This is a genomic window from Tessaracoccus zhenghani (assembly GCF_055326325.1).
Genome location: NZ_JBUZNQ010000004.1, coordinates 54,798 through 70,277, shown reverse-complemented (window position 1 = coordinate 70,277; position 15,480 = coordinate 54,798). Strand labels below are relative to the sequence as shown.

13 protein-coding genes are annotated in these 15,480 nt (G+C 68.8%); 5 read left to right on the top strand and 8 right to left on the bottom strand.

Annotated features, from left to right (window positions below; genetic code table 11):
• Positions 1 to 53: 53 nt before the first annotated feature.
• From ACZK4S_RS10350 to ACZK4S_RS10320, 7 genes are read right to left on the bottom strand one after another with little or no spacing between them, the layout of a single operon-like run.
• Positions 54 to 383: a DUF202 domain-containing protein gene (locus ACZK4S_RS10350; protein WP_463644187.1), complete on the bottom strand. Its 330-nt coding sequence runs from the start codon at positions 381 to 383 to the stop codon at positions 54 to 56.
• The gene (locus ACZK4S_RS10345) at positions 380 to 742 is read right to left on the bottom strand and encodes a YidH family protein (RefSeq protein WP_463644186.1); all 363 of its coding nucleotides are present in this window, start codon (positions 740 to 742) and stop codon (positions 380 to 382) included. Before ACZK4S_RS10345 ends, ACZK4S_RS10350 begins: the two co-directional genes overlap by 4 nt.
• Positions 739 to 1,815, bottom strand: coding sequence for a glycosyltransferase (locus ACZK4S_RS10340; protein ID WP_463644185.1), 1,077 nt, complete (start codon positions 1,813 to 1,815; stop codon positions 739 to 741). The genes ACZK4S_RS10345 and ACZK4S_RS10340 overlap by 4 nt, the downstream gene beginning before the upstream one ends.
• An 8-nt stretch (positions 1,816 to 1,823) precedes the next feature.
• Complete coding sequence (locus ACZK4S_RS10335) at positions 1,824 to 2,696, bottom strand: ABC transporter ATP-binding protein (protein ID WP_233120786.1); 873 nt, start codon at positions 2,694 to 2,696, stop codon at positions 1,824 to 1,826.
• Positions 2,674 to 3,549 carry an ABC transporter permease gene (locus ACZK4S_RS10330; RefSeq protein ID WP_463644184.1) on the bottom strand — a complete coding sequence of 292 codons (876 nt, stop codon included), beginning with the start codon at positions 3,547 to 3,549 and terminating at the stop codon, positions 2,674 to 2,676. Before ACZK4S_RS10330 ends, ACZK4S_RS10335 begins: the two co-directional genes overlap by 23 nt.
• On the bottom strand, positions 3,550 to 4,725 hold the full coding sequence (locus ACZK4S_RS10325) for a glycosyltransferase (protein WP_463644183.1): 1,176 nt from the start codon (positions 4,723 to 4,725) through the stop codon (positions 3,550 to 3,552). It abuts the gene before it with no gap.
• The gene (locus ACZK4S_RS10320) at positions 4,725 to 7,286 is read right to left on the bottom strand and encodes a glycosyltransferase (RefSeq protein WP_463644182.1); all 2,562 of its coding nucleotides are present in this window, start codon (positions 7,284 to 7,286) and stop codon (positions 4,725 to 4,727) included. The genes ACZK4S_RS10325 and ACZK4S_RS10320 overlap by 1 nt, the downstream gene beginning before the upstream one ends.
• A 393-nt stretch (positions 7,287 to 7,679) precedes the next feature.
• On the opposite strand from ACZK4S_RS10320, the gene ACZK4S_RS10315 reads away from it, so the two are divergent.
• The 5 genes from ACZK4S_RS10315 (at position 7,680) to ACZK4S_RS10295 (ending at position 13,542) form a co-directional block, all read left to right on the top strand.
• Complete coding sequence (locus ACZK4S_RS10315) at positions 7,680 to 8,510, top strand: hypothetical protein (RefSeq protein ID WP_463644181.1); 831 nt, start codon at positions 7,680 to 7,682, stop codon at positions 8,508 to 8,510.
• Positions 8,511 to 8,828: 318 nt separating this feature from the next.
• The gene (gene argG / locus ACZK4S_RS10310; protein WP_463644180.1) at positions 8,829 to 10,250 is read left to right on the top strand and encodes an argininosuccinate synthase; all 1,422 of its coding nucleotides are present in this window, start codon (positions 8,829 to 8,831) and stop codon (positions 10,248 to 10,250) included.
• A 67-nt stretch (positions 10,251 to 10,317) separates the two neighbouring features.
• The gene (locus ACZK4S_RS10305) at positions 10,318 to 10,644 is read left to right on the top strand and encodes a hypothetical protein (RefSeq protein ID WP_463644179.1); all 327 of its coding nucleotides are present in this window, start codon (positions 10,318 to 10,320) and stop codon (positions 10,642 to 10,644) included.
• Positions 10,637 to 11,809: a glycosyltransferase family 4 protein gene (locus ACZK4S_RS10300; protein WP_463644339.1), complete on the top strand. Its 1,173-nt coding sequence runs from the start codon at positions 10,637 to 10,639 to the stop codon at positions 11,807 to 11,809. Before ACZK4S_RS10305 ends, ACZK4S_RS10300 begins: the two co-directional genes overlap by 8 nt.
• Positions 11,806 to 13,542 carry a glycosyltransferase family protein gene (locus tag ACZK4S_RS10295; protein ID WP_463644178.1) on the top strand — a complete coding sequence of 579 codons (1,737 nt, stop codon included), beginning with the start codon at positions 11,806 to 11,808 and terminating at the stop codon, positions 13,540 to 13,542. Before ACZK4S_RS10300 ends, ACZK4S_RS10295 begins: the two co-directional genes overlap by 4 nt.
• Here ACZK4S_RS10295 and ACZK4S_RS10290 read toward each other — a convergent pair.
• Positions 13,514 to 15,310: a hypothetical protein gene (locus ACZK4S_RS10290; protein ID WP_463644177.1), complete on the bottom strand. Its 1,797-nt coding sequence runs from the start codon at positions 15,308 to 15,310 to the stop codon at positions 13,514 to 13,516. The two genes, ACZK4S_RS10295 and ACZK4S_RS10290, sit on opposite strands and share 29 nt — an antisense overlap.
• Between the last annotated feature and the right edge of the window lie 170 nt (positions 15,311 to 15,480).

Here is a 15,480-nt window from a genome sequence, read left to right as displayed (position 1 = left end):
GTCCGGGCCGGACATCGGGCCGCGCCCAGTGGGCTGCGGTCCCTGGTGCGACACTAGCGGGCCGGGCTGACGAGGGTCAGCGCGAGGACAATGAGGCCCCCAGCGGCGACGGCCAGGGCCAGCGCGGCGGGCAGCACCCCGTCGGGCAGCTTCACCACGCCGGCGGTGAGCGACCGGTGGGTGTACCGGTACCGCCGACCCGACGCCACCCCGAGCACCAGTGCGGTGAGGATGCCGGCCCCGGCCAAGAGCCACGCCCACACGCCCACCGTCTGCGCCGAGATGCGCGCGTACACCAGGGCGCCCAGGCCGAGGGCGAGCGATGTCCGTTGCCAGGCCAAGCCGGTGCGTTCCGGCTGGAGACCGGGGTCGTAGACGATCATGCCAGGAGGAGGCCGGCCAGGATCAGGACACCCACCAGCGCGACGATGATGGCCACGGGGAGGGCGAAGAACGTCGTCGGCAACGGCTGCGCACTGCGGAGGGCCTTCTCGTAGCGCGCCCAGCTCCACCAGGCCATCGGTGCGGCGGCCGTGCCTGCGACGAGCAGCACGATGGAGGCCGCCATGCGGAGGCCGCTGTGGATGTCCGGCCCCAGCACCTCCAGCGCGATGCCACCGGCCAGGAGGGCGAGGGAGGTGCGGATCCAGGCGAGGAACGTGCGTTCGTTGGCCAGCGTGAACCGCGCGTCCGGCTCCTGGCCGGTGCCGTAGACGAATCTGGGGAAACGTGGCCGGGTCATGGCGTCAGTATGCCCGCGAGCTTGCCGATGCGCGCCGCGGCCTCGTCGTAGGGGCTGGGCCGCTGGCGGAGTTCCTCGCCCGCGGCGCGGGCATTCGCGACGAGCGCCGCCCGGTGGTCGGCCTCGGCGGCGAACCTGCGGAGGGCCTCGACGGTGGCGGGCACGCCGTCGACGATCACCCCGGCGCCGGTGCCCTCCACCAGTTCCCGCACGCGGGGCAGCGGCGTGGCGACCGTGGGCATGCCCATGGCGAGGTACTCGTACACCTTCGACGGCATGGCGTCGCGGAAGGCCGGGGTGTCGGCGAGGAGGCACAGGCCGACGTCGGCGCCTGCGGCGATGCGCCAGGATTCCGCAGGGGGTTGCCGGTCGTGCCAGGTGACGGTGCGCGCATCCCGGCGGGTGAGCCGCTCGTCGAGCCAGGCGCGGTCCGCCGCGGCCACGGGGCCGACGAGGTCGAGGTGCCAGGGCGTCGGGTCGTCGACGGTGGCCGCGACCGCCTCGACCATGTCGCGGAGGCCCCTGGTGGTGCGGTTGTCGCCGATGTAGACCGCCCTGCGGTAGCCCAGGGTGCTGTCACCGGGAGCCGACGGCATCGGGGGCAGCAGCGTCACGTCCGGGACGTTGCGCATCACGAAACGACGGGGAGCGTGGCGCGGCGGCACGTGGTCGTCGGCGACCAGCACCAGGTCTGCCCGGGTGATGATCCGGTTGAGGAGGGACACGGCGCCGCGCAGCACGGCGAGCAGCGGCTTGGGCACCCAGGCCCTGTCGCGCAGCAGCTCGCGGTAATCCTCGTGGACGTCGGCCACCCAGGCACGTCGCAGCACCCGCGACGACACCCAGGCTGAGAGCGCGGTGTCGGGGTCGATGGTGATCAGCACGTCGCAGCGGGCCTGCCAGGGCCACAGCAGAGCGCGGAGGCCGCGCTGCACCTTCCCCGTTGGCCGGGCACCTGCACCTGTGGAGGACAGCCCGCGCACCCGCACGTGCAGGCCGGCGCGTTGCAGCGCTGCCACGGTGCGGTGCAGGCGGGCGTCGGCGACGTCGTGCCCCGTCGTGACGATCGCCACTCTGGGGGTCAGAAGTCCTCCATGACGATGGAGTCGTCGCCAACCTTCAGGAAGTCCAGATAGGCCTGGCACACTTCCTTCGGGTCGCCCCGGCGGATGAGCTTGCCCTTGTGCAGCCAGACCACCTCGTCGGAGAGTTCCTGGATGGTGCCCAGCGCGTGCGACACCAGCAGCATCGTGCCGGCGTGGTCCATGAGTTCTGCCATCTTCTGGTTGGCGCGGTCCTTGAACTTCGCGTCGCCGGCCGACAGGGCTTCATCGATGATGAGGATGTCCGGGTCCATGTGCACGGCGACGGAGAACGCCAGCCGGGAGAACATGCCCGAGGAGTAGGTGCGCATCGGCATGTCGATGAAGTCGCCCAGATCCGCGAACTCAGCGATTTCCTCGAAGCGCTCCGTGACCTGCTGGCGCGTCAGGCCTGCGGCCAGGCCGCCCAGGACGACGTTCTCGCGACCGGTCAGGGCCGAGTTGAACCCGACGCCGAGCGCGAGCAGCGTGGAAACCTTGCCGTCGATCTCGATGCGGCCCTGCGACGGCGGCAGGATGCCTGCCACAGCGCGCATGAGCGTCGACTTGCCGGCGCCGTTGGCACCGATGACGCCGGTGCACTGGCCTTTCGGCACGTTGAAGGTGACGCCGCGGAGGGCGCGCACCTCCCGGTAGTTGACCTGCTGGCCGCGCAGGCGCTTGACCATGGCGTTCTTGAGCGTGTTCTTGCGCTCCATGAACACCTTGTAGGTGATGTGCAGGTCGTCGATGACGATGGCTGCGCCCTCGTCGGACGTGGGGGGCGCGACGGAGGAGTGGACCTCCGGCTCGGGTGCTCCGGGCTGGCGCTCCAGGTACTGGGATTCGTCAGAGGCGGACAGCGAAATCACGCTCCCTAGAGATGAAGTACAGGATGCCGCCGATGCTGAGGGCCAGCGCCCAGGCGACTGCCGTGGCCACGTAGTACCACGGCGGGTTGTGGCCGTGCAGGGCGTCGCTCCACATGCCGAGGATGCCGAAGACCGGGTTGAACAGGATCCACTCGCCCGTGCGCTTGCCGATGGGGTTGGTGAGGAACTGCTCACCCGTGTACAGCACCGGCGACGCGTACAGCCAGATGCGGATGACGTACGGCAGGAAGTTCGCTGTGTCGCGGAAGTAGACGTGCCAGGTGGCGACGATCGATCCGAGACCCATGCCGATGAGCGCGGCGAGCAGCACCACGAGGGGGACCCACAGCAGGGTCCAGGCGATGGGTTTGCCGAAGACCACGTGGATCACGGCGTAGACGATCATCGTCGGCACGAACCGGCGCAGCGCCAGGTAGGTGTTGGCGAAGATCAGCAGCTGCTTCGGGAAGTTCATGTTCAGGATGAGCGATCCGGCGTTGGTCACCGAGGTGGCGCAGGCCTGCACGATGCCCGAGATCAGGAAGAAGAGGAACAGGCCGCCGGCGATCTGCGGGAAGTCGGCCCGCGGGACACCGTTGGCGTCCAACTGGCTTCCGCCACCGATGATCATCACCAGGAGGAAGTAGACGGCCGCGAGGAGGAGCGGGTTGAGCACCAGCCAGGCCTGGCCGAGGAACGTGTTGGTGTTCCCGGCGCGGATGTTGGTGTCGCTCATCTCCTTCGCGAAATCGAGGCGGTGCCACAATTCCGTGAAATACACCCGGAGGTTGGGGATGCCCGCCTTGTGCGGTGTGTAGACGCGCCGCGTGGACGTCTCAGCAGTGTTGGCCACTTAACCTTCTCCCCGGCCATCCGCGTGCACGGATGCCAGCTTCTCGTAGACGGCCCGCAGGCGGGCGGCGTCGGCATCCCAGCACAGGGCGGGGCGTGCCGCCTCGACATTACACACGTAACGCGGAAAATCGGCAACGGCCTCCCCGATTGCGCGGGCGAGGCTCTCGGGGTCGCCTGGTGTGTAGAGGGTGCCGAGGTCGTGCTCGCGCACCACCTTGGCCAGCTCACCGATGTCGGTGGCCACCACCGGCAACCCGAGGCTGACGGCGTGGAACAGCTTGTTGGGGAGGGCGAGGCGGTGATTGACCCACTTGTCGGAGTGCGTCACCAGGGACAGTCCGGCGGCCGACATCAGGGCCGAAGCCTCGTCGAGCGGCAGTGCACCCAGGACGGTGACCCGGCCAGGATCGAACGACGTGAGCCAGGTCTGATCCGCCGGGCCGCACATGGTGATGGGCAGACCCACCAGCTTGCTGGCCGCCGCGATGGTCTCGAGTTCGCGGTAGGCGGCGATCCGGCCCGCGTACACGAGGCCGGTGGGCGTCTCGGGGACGGCGGGGTGGCCGTCGCGCAGCGGGAAGGTGTTGCGCACCACCGTGACGTCCTGCCAGCCGTGGACACCCTTCAGCGCATCCGCGACACCGTCGCCGACGGTGATGATGGCGGAGGCGCGGGAGCCGCACTCGCCCTCGACGCGCTTCTCGCGGGCGTCGGCCAGGGGGGTGGGCCGGAACTCGCGGGGGAGGCCCGTCCACAGTTCGTGCGAGTCGTAGACCAGGGGCACCTTGCGCTCGCGGGCGAGTTGGTCGCCGGCGGCGAGCGCCGTGAAGTCGTGGGCGTGCACCACGTCGAAGTCGCGCTGCTGCGCATCCTTGACCGCACCTGCGGCCCACCGGCCGAAGGACGAACGGCGGTGCTCCGGCAACAGCAACCACCGGGCCAAGCGCAGGTGCGGAGGCAGTTTCTTCCCCGCCAACGACGGCTGGCCCTCCCCGCGGAACACCGACGACGTGCCCACCGACGACACCGTGATGCCCGGCCCCGGCACGAAGTCGGCAGGGACCGAGCGGCCGATGATGTGCACGGTGTGCCCGACGTCGACGAGGGTGCGGGCTTCCCGCAGCACCCTGGTGTCCGTGGCCACGGAGGTGGCCACCAGCATGAGGATCTTCATCAACGGGCCGGCTCGCCCAGTCCCATGAACTCTGCGAGCACGTGGGCGCTGTGCCGCCCATCGTGCCACCGCTTGGCGTACTCGCGGCCCCGGCTGCCGAGCACCGCGGCCCTGGCGGGATCCCCGGCGACCTCGAGCAGCACGCTGCGCAGCGTCTGCGACGTGGCTTCGACGATGGGGACGTCATCCTTGATCCGCTGGCGCACGCGGTCTGCGACGTGACCGATGACGACGCGGTTGCCGGACATGGCCTCGACTGCGGTGATGCCGTAGTCGCCGAGCCGGATCTGGTCGATGACGATGTCAGCGGTGAGCATCTGCTCGCGCATCTCTTCGCGGCTCAGTTCATTGAGGCCGCGGTACACGATGAGGCCTTCGGCTTCCAGCTCGCGGCACACCGCGTCGACGTCCTCAGAGCCCTTGATAGAGCGGCGTGAAGGCACGTGGAACACGATGGGGAGACCGCCGTGGGCCAGGGGCGACATGGAGGTCCGCCATTCGTCGGTGTCGACGACGACGGGCAGCCAGGTGGCCTGCGGCAGGTAGTCGAGGAGGTCGTTGGTGGTGACGAAGACGGGGCCGTCGAAGCTCAGCACGTGCGGCGTGAGGTCCTCCACCTGACGCTGCAGGATGGCCGTCAGCTCCTCGGCGGGGTCCTTGAACGGCGAATCCGGCTCGAGGGAGGCGTGGATGCGCGGGTTGCGGATGTCGGAGCCGTGGAAAACGAGGCCCTGGCGGATGCCCTTGCGCGCGAACCACCCCACCTCGTCGTAGAAGTGCGCCCCGAACTTGGCGCCGATGACCGAGCGGCCCGATTCCGTGAGGACGTGGGTGACGCGGTCCTCGAGCTTGGCTTGGAGCTGCTTCTGCCAGGCGGGTGAGACCCACTGGCCGTAGGTGACCGTCTCGTCGACGGGGAACGTCAGCGACTGCTCGCGGTGCCGCCACACCGATTCGGCGATGGCGTGCGGGTACTCACGCATGAGTGCCTTGGCCCAGAGCTGGGGCAGGCCGCCGGTGTTGGCGCAGCCGATCCGGATCCACGGCCTGGGCTCGAACAGCTTCGAATCCGCGAGGGTGGCACGCTGCCGGAGCATGTCGCTGCGGATGGCCGCCAGGTTGTCGTGCAGCTTGGTGGGCTCGAGGCCCGGCAGGAGCTTAGGGTCCGTGATCTGCTTGGCCACGTCGACGATCACGTGCTCGAAGTGCTCGAAGGTGTGCTCCGCCACGAGTTCGTCGGTGAGCTTGGCCCGGTACTGGTCCAGGTTCCCGAGCAGCTTCTTCGCCGCCTCGGCCAGCGACGGCGGGTTGGAGTGCAGGAACACCTCGCCGATCCCCAGCGTGGTGACACGTTCCGAGAGCCAGTCCATGTTGGAGGTCAGGATGGGCAGGCGTGCCTGGACGGATTCGAAGTACTTGTTCGGCGCTGCCCAGTTGTGGTTGCCCACAGGCAGGAACGGCATGACGGCGGCCGTGGCGGAGGCCAGGTATTCGGCCACCTCGTGGGTGGGGGCGAAGGGCACGAAGTGCACCCGGTCGCGCACACCGTGCGTGGTGGCGATCGCCTCGAGTTCGTCGGTGTAGGAGCTTTCGCGTCGGGCGCCGATCGCCAGGTGCACGCCTGGCAGGTCCTTCAGCGCCACGACGGCGTCGTGGACACCGCGGTGGTAGCTGAGCCCGCCCGCGTAGACGAGCAGCGGCGCCTCGTCGTCGATCTTGAGGAAGTCGCGGATGGTGAGCGTGCGGCCGGTCTCCGGCAGGTTTCCGATAGGCGCGTTGGGCACCAGCGGGGGCACCTCGCTCAGGGAGTACTGCTTGGCAAGGAAGTCCGCGATGGGCTGGCAGACGGTCACCGTGGCGTCGACCTTGGGCATCGCCTCGGTTTCGAGCGCGGGGAAGCCCAAGGTGACGTTCTGGTCGTCGCTGGCCAGGCCGTAGACGTACTCGCGGGCGTCGTAGAGGAGCCCCATCTGCCTGCCCTTGGCACGCTGGATGTCCGCCACCTCGGCGCCCATGGGCAGCAGGTGGACGTCGGTCACGATGAGGTCGGGCTCCAGCCCGGCGATCACGTCGCGCAGGGCATCCGTCATCACCGGCACGTGCGGTAGCGCGGAGCGCCAGTCGAACGGCGCGTCGGGGTCGGGCTTGGGCGCATTGACCTTCTGGGCCGTCTTGTTGACCAACCCCTGCGCCGGGCGCAGCACGCGCTTGTTGGCCTGCTTGACCACGGCTCCGGCTGTCTCCTCGACGCGGGCGATGGCCTTGGCCACCTTCTGCGGAGGACGGCGGTGGAGCACGAGGTGGAACGCCTTGCGGACGATCCGGTAGAGGATCGACGGCGGCTTTGGCCCCGCGGCGGGCGCCGGCCCGCCGCTCTTCGGCCTGGCCTGGCAGAGGATGTACGGGATGCCCGCAATCACCCCCTCGTTGGGGATGCCGGTGCCGAAGCCGACCATGGTGACGCGGTAACCCGCAGCAACGAGCGCCAACGCATTGCGCTGCGCGCGTGCGTCGATCTCGATGTTGTTGGGTAGCGCGATCACAGCATGGGGTCGCTGCATGCCTGGCCTCCAGCCTGCCGACAGTACTAGGCGAGCATCCTACCTTCTGCCGCGGCGCACACCGCTTCCGCGGCGCGGGCAGTCAACGACGCGTCCTAGCAGACCTGAGTTCGTCGTCGCAGACCGGCCCGCGTCCTCGCAGACCTGGGTTCGTCGTCGCAGACCGGCCCGCGCCCTCGCAGACCTGGGTTCGTCGTCGCAGACCCAGCCGGTTTTCGCAGACAGTGCACTGTCTGCAGCCACACCCGCCGTCTGCGAGGACGCTGAGTAATCCACAGGAAACGAAGCCGATCGTAAATCGGCAGACGTTTTGCCAAAGGTGGAGGTATGCGGATCTTCACTCTCCAGGAACTCTATGAACAGGGATGGACTGAGGCCAGCGTCCCCCGCGCCATGGCCGACGGCGTGCTCACCCGGTTACGACGCGGCGCGTTCACCCAAGCCAGCGACTTCAACCTGGCCAGGGTCAGGGCGGGCGTCGGGGCATGCTCGCCACAGTCGGTCGTCAGCCACGCCTCCGCAGCTACCCTGCACGGATTGCCCGTGCGCCGGAAGGCAACCGAGAAGGTCCACCTCACCCGCACCCGAACATCCGGTGGACGCGACGACAGAGATGTGCATCTTTACTCGTGCCCGGTCAGGGCGGACGAGATTGACATCATCGACAACCTCGCTACGACCAACCTCGCCCGCACCGTGGTCGATCTGGCACGCCACGAACCGCCTGAATGGGCACTTGCAGCCGGTGACGCCGCACTACGCGCCGGCCTGACCACCCATGCGCTTGACCTGCAACTCATGCGCGCCGCCAAACGACCCGGCATCCGCCGTGCCCGGGCCGTGGCACGGCTTTACGACGGGCTCGCGGAGAGCCCGGGGGAGTCCATCAGCAGGTGGCTGCTGAGCCAGAGCGGCCTGCCGATGCCCGAGTTGCAGGTTGAACTGACATCAAACGGAGAGATCGCCCGCGTCGATTTCTTCTGGCCCGAACTGAGGCTGATCGGCGAGTTCGACGGCCGAGTGAAGTACGGACGCACGTTGAACCCGGGGCAGGATCCCGCTGACGTGGTCTTCGCGGAGAAGCGCCGTGAAGACGGCCTCCGAGCCCAGAACTATTTCGTGATCCGATGGACCTGGGCCGATCTACAGAATCCGGCGGCGTTCATCGAGATTGTGAAGAGGGGCATGAAGCTGGCCGAGCGGACTGCCCGCCGCGGAGCCTGACGGAGGCCTGCATGCAATCGGGTCGACGACTGCCTCGGCCACGTCGCAGACGGTAAGAGGACGTCGCAGATGAGGGCTGTCCCCGCAGACAGTGCACTGTCTGCATCCCCACGCGGTGTCTGCGACGGTGAACCCAGGTCTGCGACGACGGACCCGGGTCTGCGACGAAGGGCCCGGGTCTGCGACGAAGGGCCCAGGTCTACGGGACCTCGGGGGTCGGGCGGGAGGCATGGTGGCATATTCCGCGACGGGGATCCGGCATGCCCGCAAGGTCGGACAGCGTATAGAGAGCGTGATCCCTGCGGCTACAGTGGCGCCGTGACCAAAGTACTCACCTCCCTGCCCGTCGGCGAGCGCGTCGGTATCGCGTTCTCCGGTGGCCTCGACACCTCTGTCGCCGTCGCGTGGATGCGCGAGGCGGGCGCCGTGCCCTGCACCTACACGGCAGACATCGGCCAGTACGACGAGCCGGACATCGACTCGGTCCCCGGGCGCGCGGTGGAGTACGGCGCCGAGATCTCGCGGCTGATCGACTGCAAGCCGCAGCTCGTCGACGAGGGCCTGTCCGCCCTGGCGTGTGGCGCGTTCCACATCCGTTCGGCGGGCAAGGCGTACTTCAACACCACGCCCATCGGGCGCGCCGTCACCGGCACGCTCCTGGTGCGGGCCATGGCCGAGGACAACGTCTTCATCTGGGGCGACGGCTCCACCTACAAGGGCAACGACATCGAGCGGTTCTACCGCTACGGCCTCATGGCCAACCCGCAACTGCGCATCTACAAGCCGTGGCTCGATGAAGAGTTCGTGCGGCAGCTGGGCGGGCGCGCGGAGATGAGCGCCTGGCTCACGGAGCGCGACCTCCCGTACCGCGACTCCAAGGAGAAGGCCTACTCCACCGACGCCAACATCTGGGGCGCCACGCATGAGGCCAAGACCCTGGAGGACCTCAACGTCTCGCTCGAGACCGTTGAGCCGATCATGGGCGTGAAGTACTGGGACCCGTCGGTGGACATCGACACCGAGGACGTCACGGTCCGCTTCGAGCTCGGCCGCCCCGTCGCCATCAACGGCGTCCGCTTCGACGACTCGGTGTCGCTGGTCATGGAGGCCAACGCCATCGGCGGTCGCCACGGACTCGGCATGAGCGACCAGATCGAGAACCGCATCATCGAGGCCAAGTCGCGCGGCATCTACGAGGCACCGGGCATGGCGCTCCTCTGGATCGCCTACGAACGTCTCCTCTCGGCCATCCACAACGAGGACACCCTCGCCAACTACCAGGCGCAGGGCCTCAAGCTCGGCCGCCTGCTGTACGAAGGCCGTTGGCTGGACCCGCAGTCGCTGATGCTGCGCGAATCCATCCAGCGTTGGGTCGCCTCCGCCGTGACCGGCGAGGTGGATCTGCGCCTGCGCCGCGGCGACGACTACACCATCCTCGACACCCGCGGCCCGCACCTCAGCTACCAGCCGCACAAGCTGTCGATGGAGCGTGTGGAGGACGCCGCCTTCGGCCCCACGGACCGCATCGGCCAGCTCACCATGCGCAACCTCGACATCGCGGATTCTCGCGAGAAGCTCGAGCTGTACGCCCAGCAGGGCACCCTGCTGGCCGGGCACGCGGCGCTCATCGGGCAGTTGGAGCGCGGCGGAGCCGCGGCCATCGCTGAGCTGGGTGCGACCGGGCCTTCGGATGTCGACGAGGCCGTGGAGCGCTCCTCGATGGACACCGGCACCGACTGACCCCACTGATCGCCATCTCTGCCCTGAACGGCTCGCTGGTAAGGTGCCGAGCGTGGACTCGGACGACGTGACTTTTCAACAGGCAGCCCAGGACAACGAGAGGCTGCGGAAAGCCCTTGCCGCAGACCTCGAGGTCGTCCGCGCGGAGATGACGACGCTCGTGGCCGAGCTCGAATCGGCCCGGGATGACGCGCGTGTCATGGCTGAGCGACTCGTCGAGCGCGACATCGCCCATGACGCACTGCGCGACCAGCTCGCCGCGGCCGAGGCTTCTCAGAAGGAATCGGCTGAGGTCATCGCAGCCCAGAAGCGCCACATCGAGCGGTTGAAGAAGCAGTTGCAGCGCCCCATCCGAGTCCTGGCCAAGAAGGCGCTCGGGCGTGGGAATGGCTGAGCCCACGCACTGGGAGGAACTGCTCGCCGAGGACCTCGACTTCGTCGTCGTCGCCCCCACGTATCCGCGTGCCTGGCGCCACGGCGGAGAGTTCATCCGCTCCCGGGTGCACGCCTACGTGGCGGCCGGCCTCAGGGGTGCCGTGATCGACACTTCGGGGAAGGGCTCCCGCGTGCTGCGGGCGCGCGATTCCGCCACCGAAATCTTCGTCACCCACACCGACGACCTCCCGTCGGCGCTGGACGTGCTGCAGCGTCGCGGCGTGCCGGTGCTCGCCCACTCCCCGTCGCCCACAGTGTCCGGAATGCTGACCGAACGGCTCCCGGGCCTGCGCCTCATCGTCTGGTACCACGGCTACGAGGTGCGCGACTACCGGCGCCTGGCCGGCAACTTCACCACCGCCGAACTCGCGCTCCGGCGAGCCACCCTGGACGAACTCAACCGCGTCCGGTTCGACGCGGCCCGCAGCCTGTTCTCCTGTGGGGATGCGGCGATCGTGTTCGTCTCGGAGATGCAGCGACAGAACTCGCAGTGGGACGTCGGCACGGAGGCCGTCAACTCCCACGTCATCCCGAACCACATCGACACGGCTCACTTCAGGGCCCGCGAGAGGCAGCCGCACGAGGCCAACCGCATCCTCCTCATGCGCAGCTTCGAGCAACGCAACTACGGCAACGACATCGCCATCAACGCGATCGGCCTGCTCAAGGCCAGGCCGGGCTTCTTCGACCTGCAGTTCACGGTGCGGGGCTTCGGCCGGCTGTTCCAGCGCAAGGTCGCCCCGCTGCACGGGCTTCCCAACGTCACCGTCGAGAACCGCTACTCCAGCCCCTCCGAGATGGCCGCGCTGCACTACGACCACGGCATCTTCCTCTGCCCGTCGCGCTACGACACCCAGGGCGTGATGCTGGGTGAGGCGATGGCCAGCGGCATGGTGACGATCACCAACCCCGTCGCGGCCATCCCCGAGTACACCGACGCCACCTGCAGCCTGCTGCCCCGGCCAGACGACCCCCGGGCCTTCGCCGAGGCTATCTGGTACCTCGTCGAGCACCCGGAGGTGCTGCCCGAACTGTCGCGTAATGCGGCCGCGAGGGTGGAGCGCCAGTGTGGGGTCGAGGCGACGATCAACCGCGAACTCGACCTGATCAGGACGTTCACATGACGCTCTATTCCCCTGTGGTCTTCACCGATGACCCGGCGGTGGCCGAGCAGTCGCTGGCCCGTGGCTGGCGGGTCGTGTCGCGCCACCCGGACAACCCGCAGGTCATCCGCCTGACGGGCAACCCCGTGCTGTGCGGCATCCCGCAGCCCACCATGAGCATCGCCAACGGCTCACTTGATGCGGAATCCACCCCTGTGTGGAACTACGTCCTCAACTGGCTGTCGCAGCACGTGCCGCGCCCCATGCCGGTGGTCGCGCCGAACGACTGGCTCACGGAACTCGCGCTGTGGGCGGCCGGATCCCGGTACTGGCCCTTCGGCGTGCTGCTCACCGGGCAGCCCGTCCTCACGCCACAGGCCATCGCCCTCATGACCGCTGCCAAGGGGTTCTTCGTTCCGGACCCGGCCGTCGCCGAGGCCTTCACGCGCTCCTGGCCGGCTCCCGTGCAGCATCTGGATCCCATCCCGCTGGTCGACCTGGCGAGGGAACGCCCGGTGCCGAACAGGAAGGCGCTCGAGGGGGTGACCCGGGTGTTGCTGGTGGCGTACTACGGTGGCCCCTCGCCCACTGTGGGAGTGCAGCGCGTCAACTACTGGTTCGAGCAGATGGAGATGCTCTCCGACGGTGCGGTCACCGTCGACTATGCAGTGGCCACTCCCTGGCCTGACGCGCCAGAGCACGTGCACCGCGTCCCCGATCTCTGGACGGGCAACCTCGTGTTCAACGGTTCGCCGCTCAGCCCGACCGCCGCCACGCTGCTCGCTGACGGGGTCGCCCGGCCCTACCCGTACAGCAGGCAGGTGGCAGGCTTCTGGAACTGGGCGCTGGAGCGCTATTTCGACAAGCGCGACGACGAGTACGACGTCGTGATCCTCTCGGGCAATCCCTACCCCTACTTCGATTTCGCGTCCTACGCCCGGCGACGCTGGACCGCGCGCGTGATCCTGGACTACCGGGATCCATTCGTCGGCAACCCCCGCCACACGTGGCGCGCCGAGGCGAAGAAGGACGCTGAGTATCTCGAGGCCGGCTGGAACCTCGACGCCGACATCGTCACCGTGGTGAACCAGGGCTGCAAGGACGTCACCGTGCGAGGCAGCGCCCAGACCCGCATCGAGATCGTGCCCAACGGCTTCGACGAACGCGTGCCCGCGCCGCCTGTCGTCGACCGCCAGCCCGGGTCCCCCGTGCGTTTCTCGCACGCGGGGCAGATCTACAAGATCACCCCACCTGACAGGCTGCTCGAGGCGATCGCCGGCACCGATGCGGAGTTCCACCAGATCGGCGCTCCCGTGACGCAAGACTTCGGCGCCCACGTGGTGCGCCACCCGCGGGTGCCACGCGAGGAGGCCCTGCGCCTGCTCTCGACCACGGACTGCGGCGTCACCTTCATCGGCGACTCCGGCATCGAGACCCCCACCAAGATGTTCGACTACCTGGCGCTCGGCCTCGACGTGCTCATCCTGCACCGTGACCTACTCGAGGGGACGGCCATGTGGGAGATGCTCCGCGGGGTTGAGGGCGTTTACTGGGTGCGCGACGACGTCGAATCCATCAGGGAGTTCCTGGCGACCTACCAACCGCGGCAGCACCCAGAGCCGGAGCGGGCGGAACCCTTCATGCGCCGCTCGTCGACCCTGCGGCTGATCGAACTCATCCGCGAACTGGGCGACCACGGTTTCACCCCGCCGGCGGAGTTGCGCGCTATCGCAGAGCGGAGCAGCGCTCGCTGAGCGCAGCCCCGTCCACTGGTGCCCACACCTCCAGGTCGTAGCCGCCTGAGCGGGCGGGAGCCGTCTCTCTCAGGGCCAGGCGGTAGTCGTCCGGGAACTGGAGACCGGCCTCACCCAGCACCTCGGGGTCGATGCGACGCGCCCCGTCGGGGCTGACGAGCAGCCAGGAAGCGCCGATGAGGTCGCAATCGGTATGGAGCGTCAGTTCGCGGGCGAGCCGGTCACGGGATCCGGGATATCTGCCGATCACCCAGGAGTCCGCCGTGGCCCGGGCCCGCAGATGGTAGACGAGACCCGGAGACTCGCCCGTCAGGTCGAGCACCGGAGTGCCGGCCACGAACCCTTCAGCGGCCACGCCGTCTGCCACCGCACCGAGGTACCGCGCCATGTCCGGCGAAAGGTCGACCAGTGCCTTACCGGCCAGGTCGACGGCGACGTCCTGGGCGGCGAGCGGCTCCTGCCGGGGCGCGGCGCCCGATGCGGCATTCAGGCACAACGCCGTCGCGAGCAGCCAGACTCCTGCGACGGCGGGGAGCGCGGCCCGGCTCTTCCTGGCCGCCCCCAGCGCGACCAGTGAGCTGGCTAGCCAGCAGAAGGCCGCGGAGCCGGCCAGTGCGACGGTGCTGTAGTGCGTACCGAAGGCGTAGACGTAGGGCAGCAGCAGAAGTGCGCCGACGGCGGCCAGCACAGGGCGGCGAAGCCTTCGGGCAGTCACCAGGGAGGCGACGGTGCCGCCCGCCCAGAGGAGGAGGGCCACCGTTGCCGAGCGGAGGACCCGGCCAGTGAGGGGGGTGGACCCGTCGGCCATGGCCCAGACCGTCGCCGCGCCCAGGAGCGCGGCGAGCCCGGCCAGGCAGTGGGGCGCGTACCGGCCGGCCCGGCGAAGCACCATGGCGATCGCCAGCAGCAGCCCGAGCAGCAGACCCCAGAGGACGTCCGCCCGTTCCCACCGGAGATCCTCGGTGAAGGTGTTGACCACGGCGTCCAGGGCACCGCGCTGGGTCTGGATGCTGTACAGCTCCAGCCCTTCGAGGACGCGCTCCAGGAAACGGACGGGGCCGCCGTCGATCAGGAGGGTCATGATCAGGAACGCGGTCAGGGCGACGCCTGCCGCCACGCCGAGCCCGCGCCAGCTCCATTGGCCTGCCACGACGAGCGCGATGAGCACCAGCACCAGGAGGAGCGCACCGGCCGTGGGACGGGAGGCGAAGCAGACCACACCGCCGACGCCCAGTGCCGCCCAGGGCCAGACCCCCAGCACCGGACGCCGGGTCGGCGTGGGGGCGGGCAGCAGGATGCCGGCGAGCGCCGCCCCGGACACGAGCAGACCGATGAGGCCCAACAGGTTGTAGCTGGGGGTGAAGAACACCGACTGCGATCCCACAGCCAGCAGGACCGTCGGCGTCAGCAGCGCTCCCCACGCCACACTGCTCCCCCGGGAAAGCGCGAAGGCCCGCCGGACCACGGCGGCGAAGAACCCCACGCCCACCAGCAGGAGCAGCAGCACCGTCCACCGGCGAACGAGCACCAGGTCCTGGCCCGCCAGACTCCACAGCGGATGGAAGAAGAACGCGAACTGCGTGCTGGCCCAGGGCCAGTCCCACGGGGAGGTCATCCAATTGAGGTACATGCCCTCGTCGGTGAGGTCGAGGCCACGTCCCGTCATCCACCAGACCCTGGAGAGGATGGCGAGATCCGCCAGGATCAGGCCCATTACCGCCACCCGGCGCCAAAGTGGACCGGGGCGGATGGCAGACTCTGTGGACACGGGCACATCCTAGTGAGTACTCACTCGGCCTTCACCGCCCCGCCCGGCGCCTCTCCCCCGCGTCGTCCAGCCTCGAGGATGCGGCCGATACACCATCCCTGAGCCCAGATACTCAGAGCGGCCTAGGCCCAGTACCCAGAGAAGTCGGGTAGATCTCCCCATGTCGTGAG

Coding starts and splice junctions, on each gene's coding strand:
- ACZK4S_RS10350 (WP_463644187.1), bottom strand. CDS start 383: ATGATCGTCTACGACCCCGGTCTCCAGCCGGAACGCACCGGCTTGGCC.
- ACZK4S_RS10345 (WP_463644186.1), bottom strand. CDS start 742: ATGACCCGGCCACGTTTCCCCAGATTCGTCTACGGCACCGGCCAGGAG.
- ACZK4S_RS10325 (WP_463644183.1), bottom strand. CDS start 4,725: ATGAAGATCCTCATGCTGGTGGCCACCTCCGTGGCCACGGACACCAGG.
- ACZK4S_RS10320 (WP_463644182.1), bottom strand. CDS start 7,286: ATGCAGCGACCCCATGCTGTGATCGCGCTACCCAACAACATCGAGATC.
- ACZK4S_RS10315 (WP_463644181.1), top strand. CDS start 7,680: ATGGCCGACGGCGTGCTCACCCGGTTACGACGCGGCGCGTTCACCCAA.
- ACZK4S_RS10300 (WP_463644339.1), top strand. CDS start 10,637: ATGGCTGAGCCCACGCACTGGGAGGAACTGCTCGCCGAGGACCTCGAC.
- ACZK4S_RS10295 (WP_463644178.1), top strand. CDS start 11,806: ATGACGCTCTATTCCCCTGTGGTCTTCACCGATGACCCGGCGGTGGCC.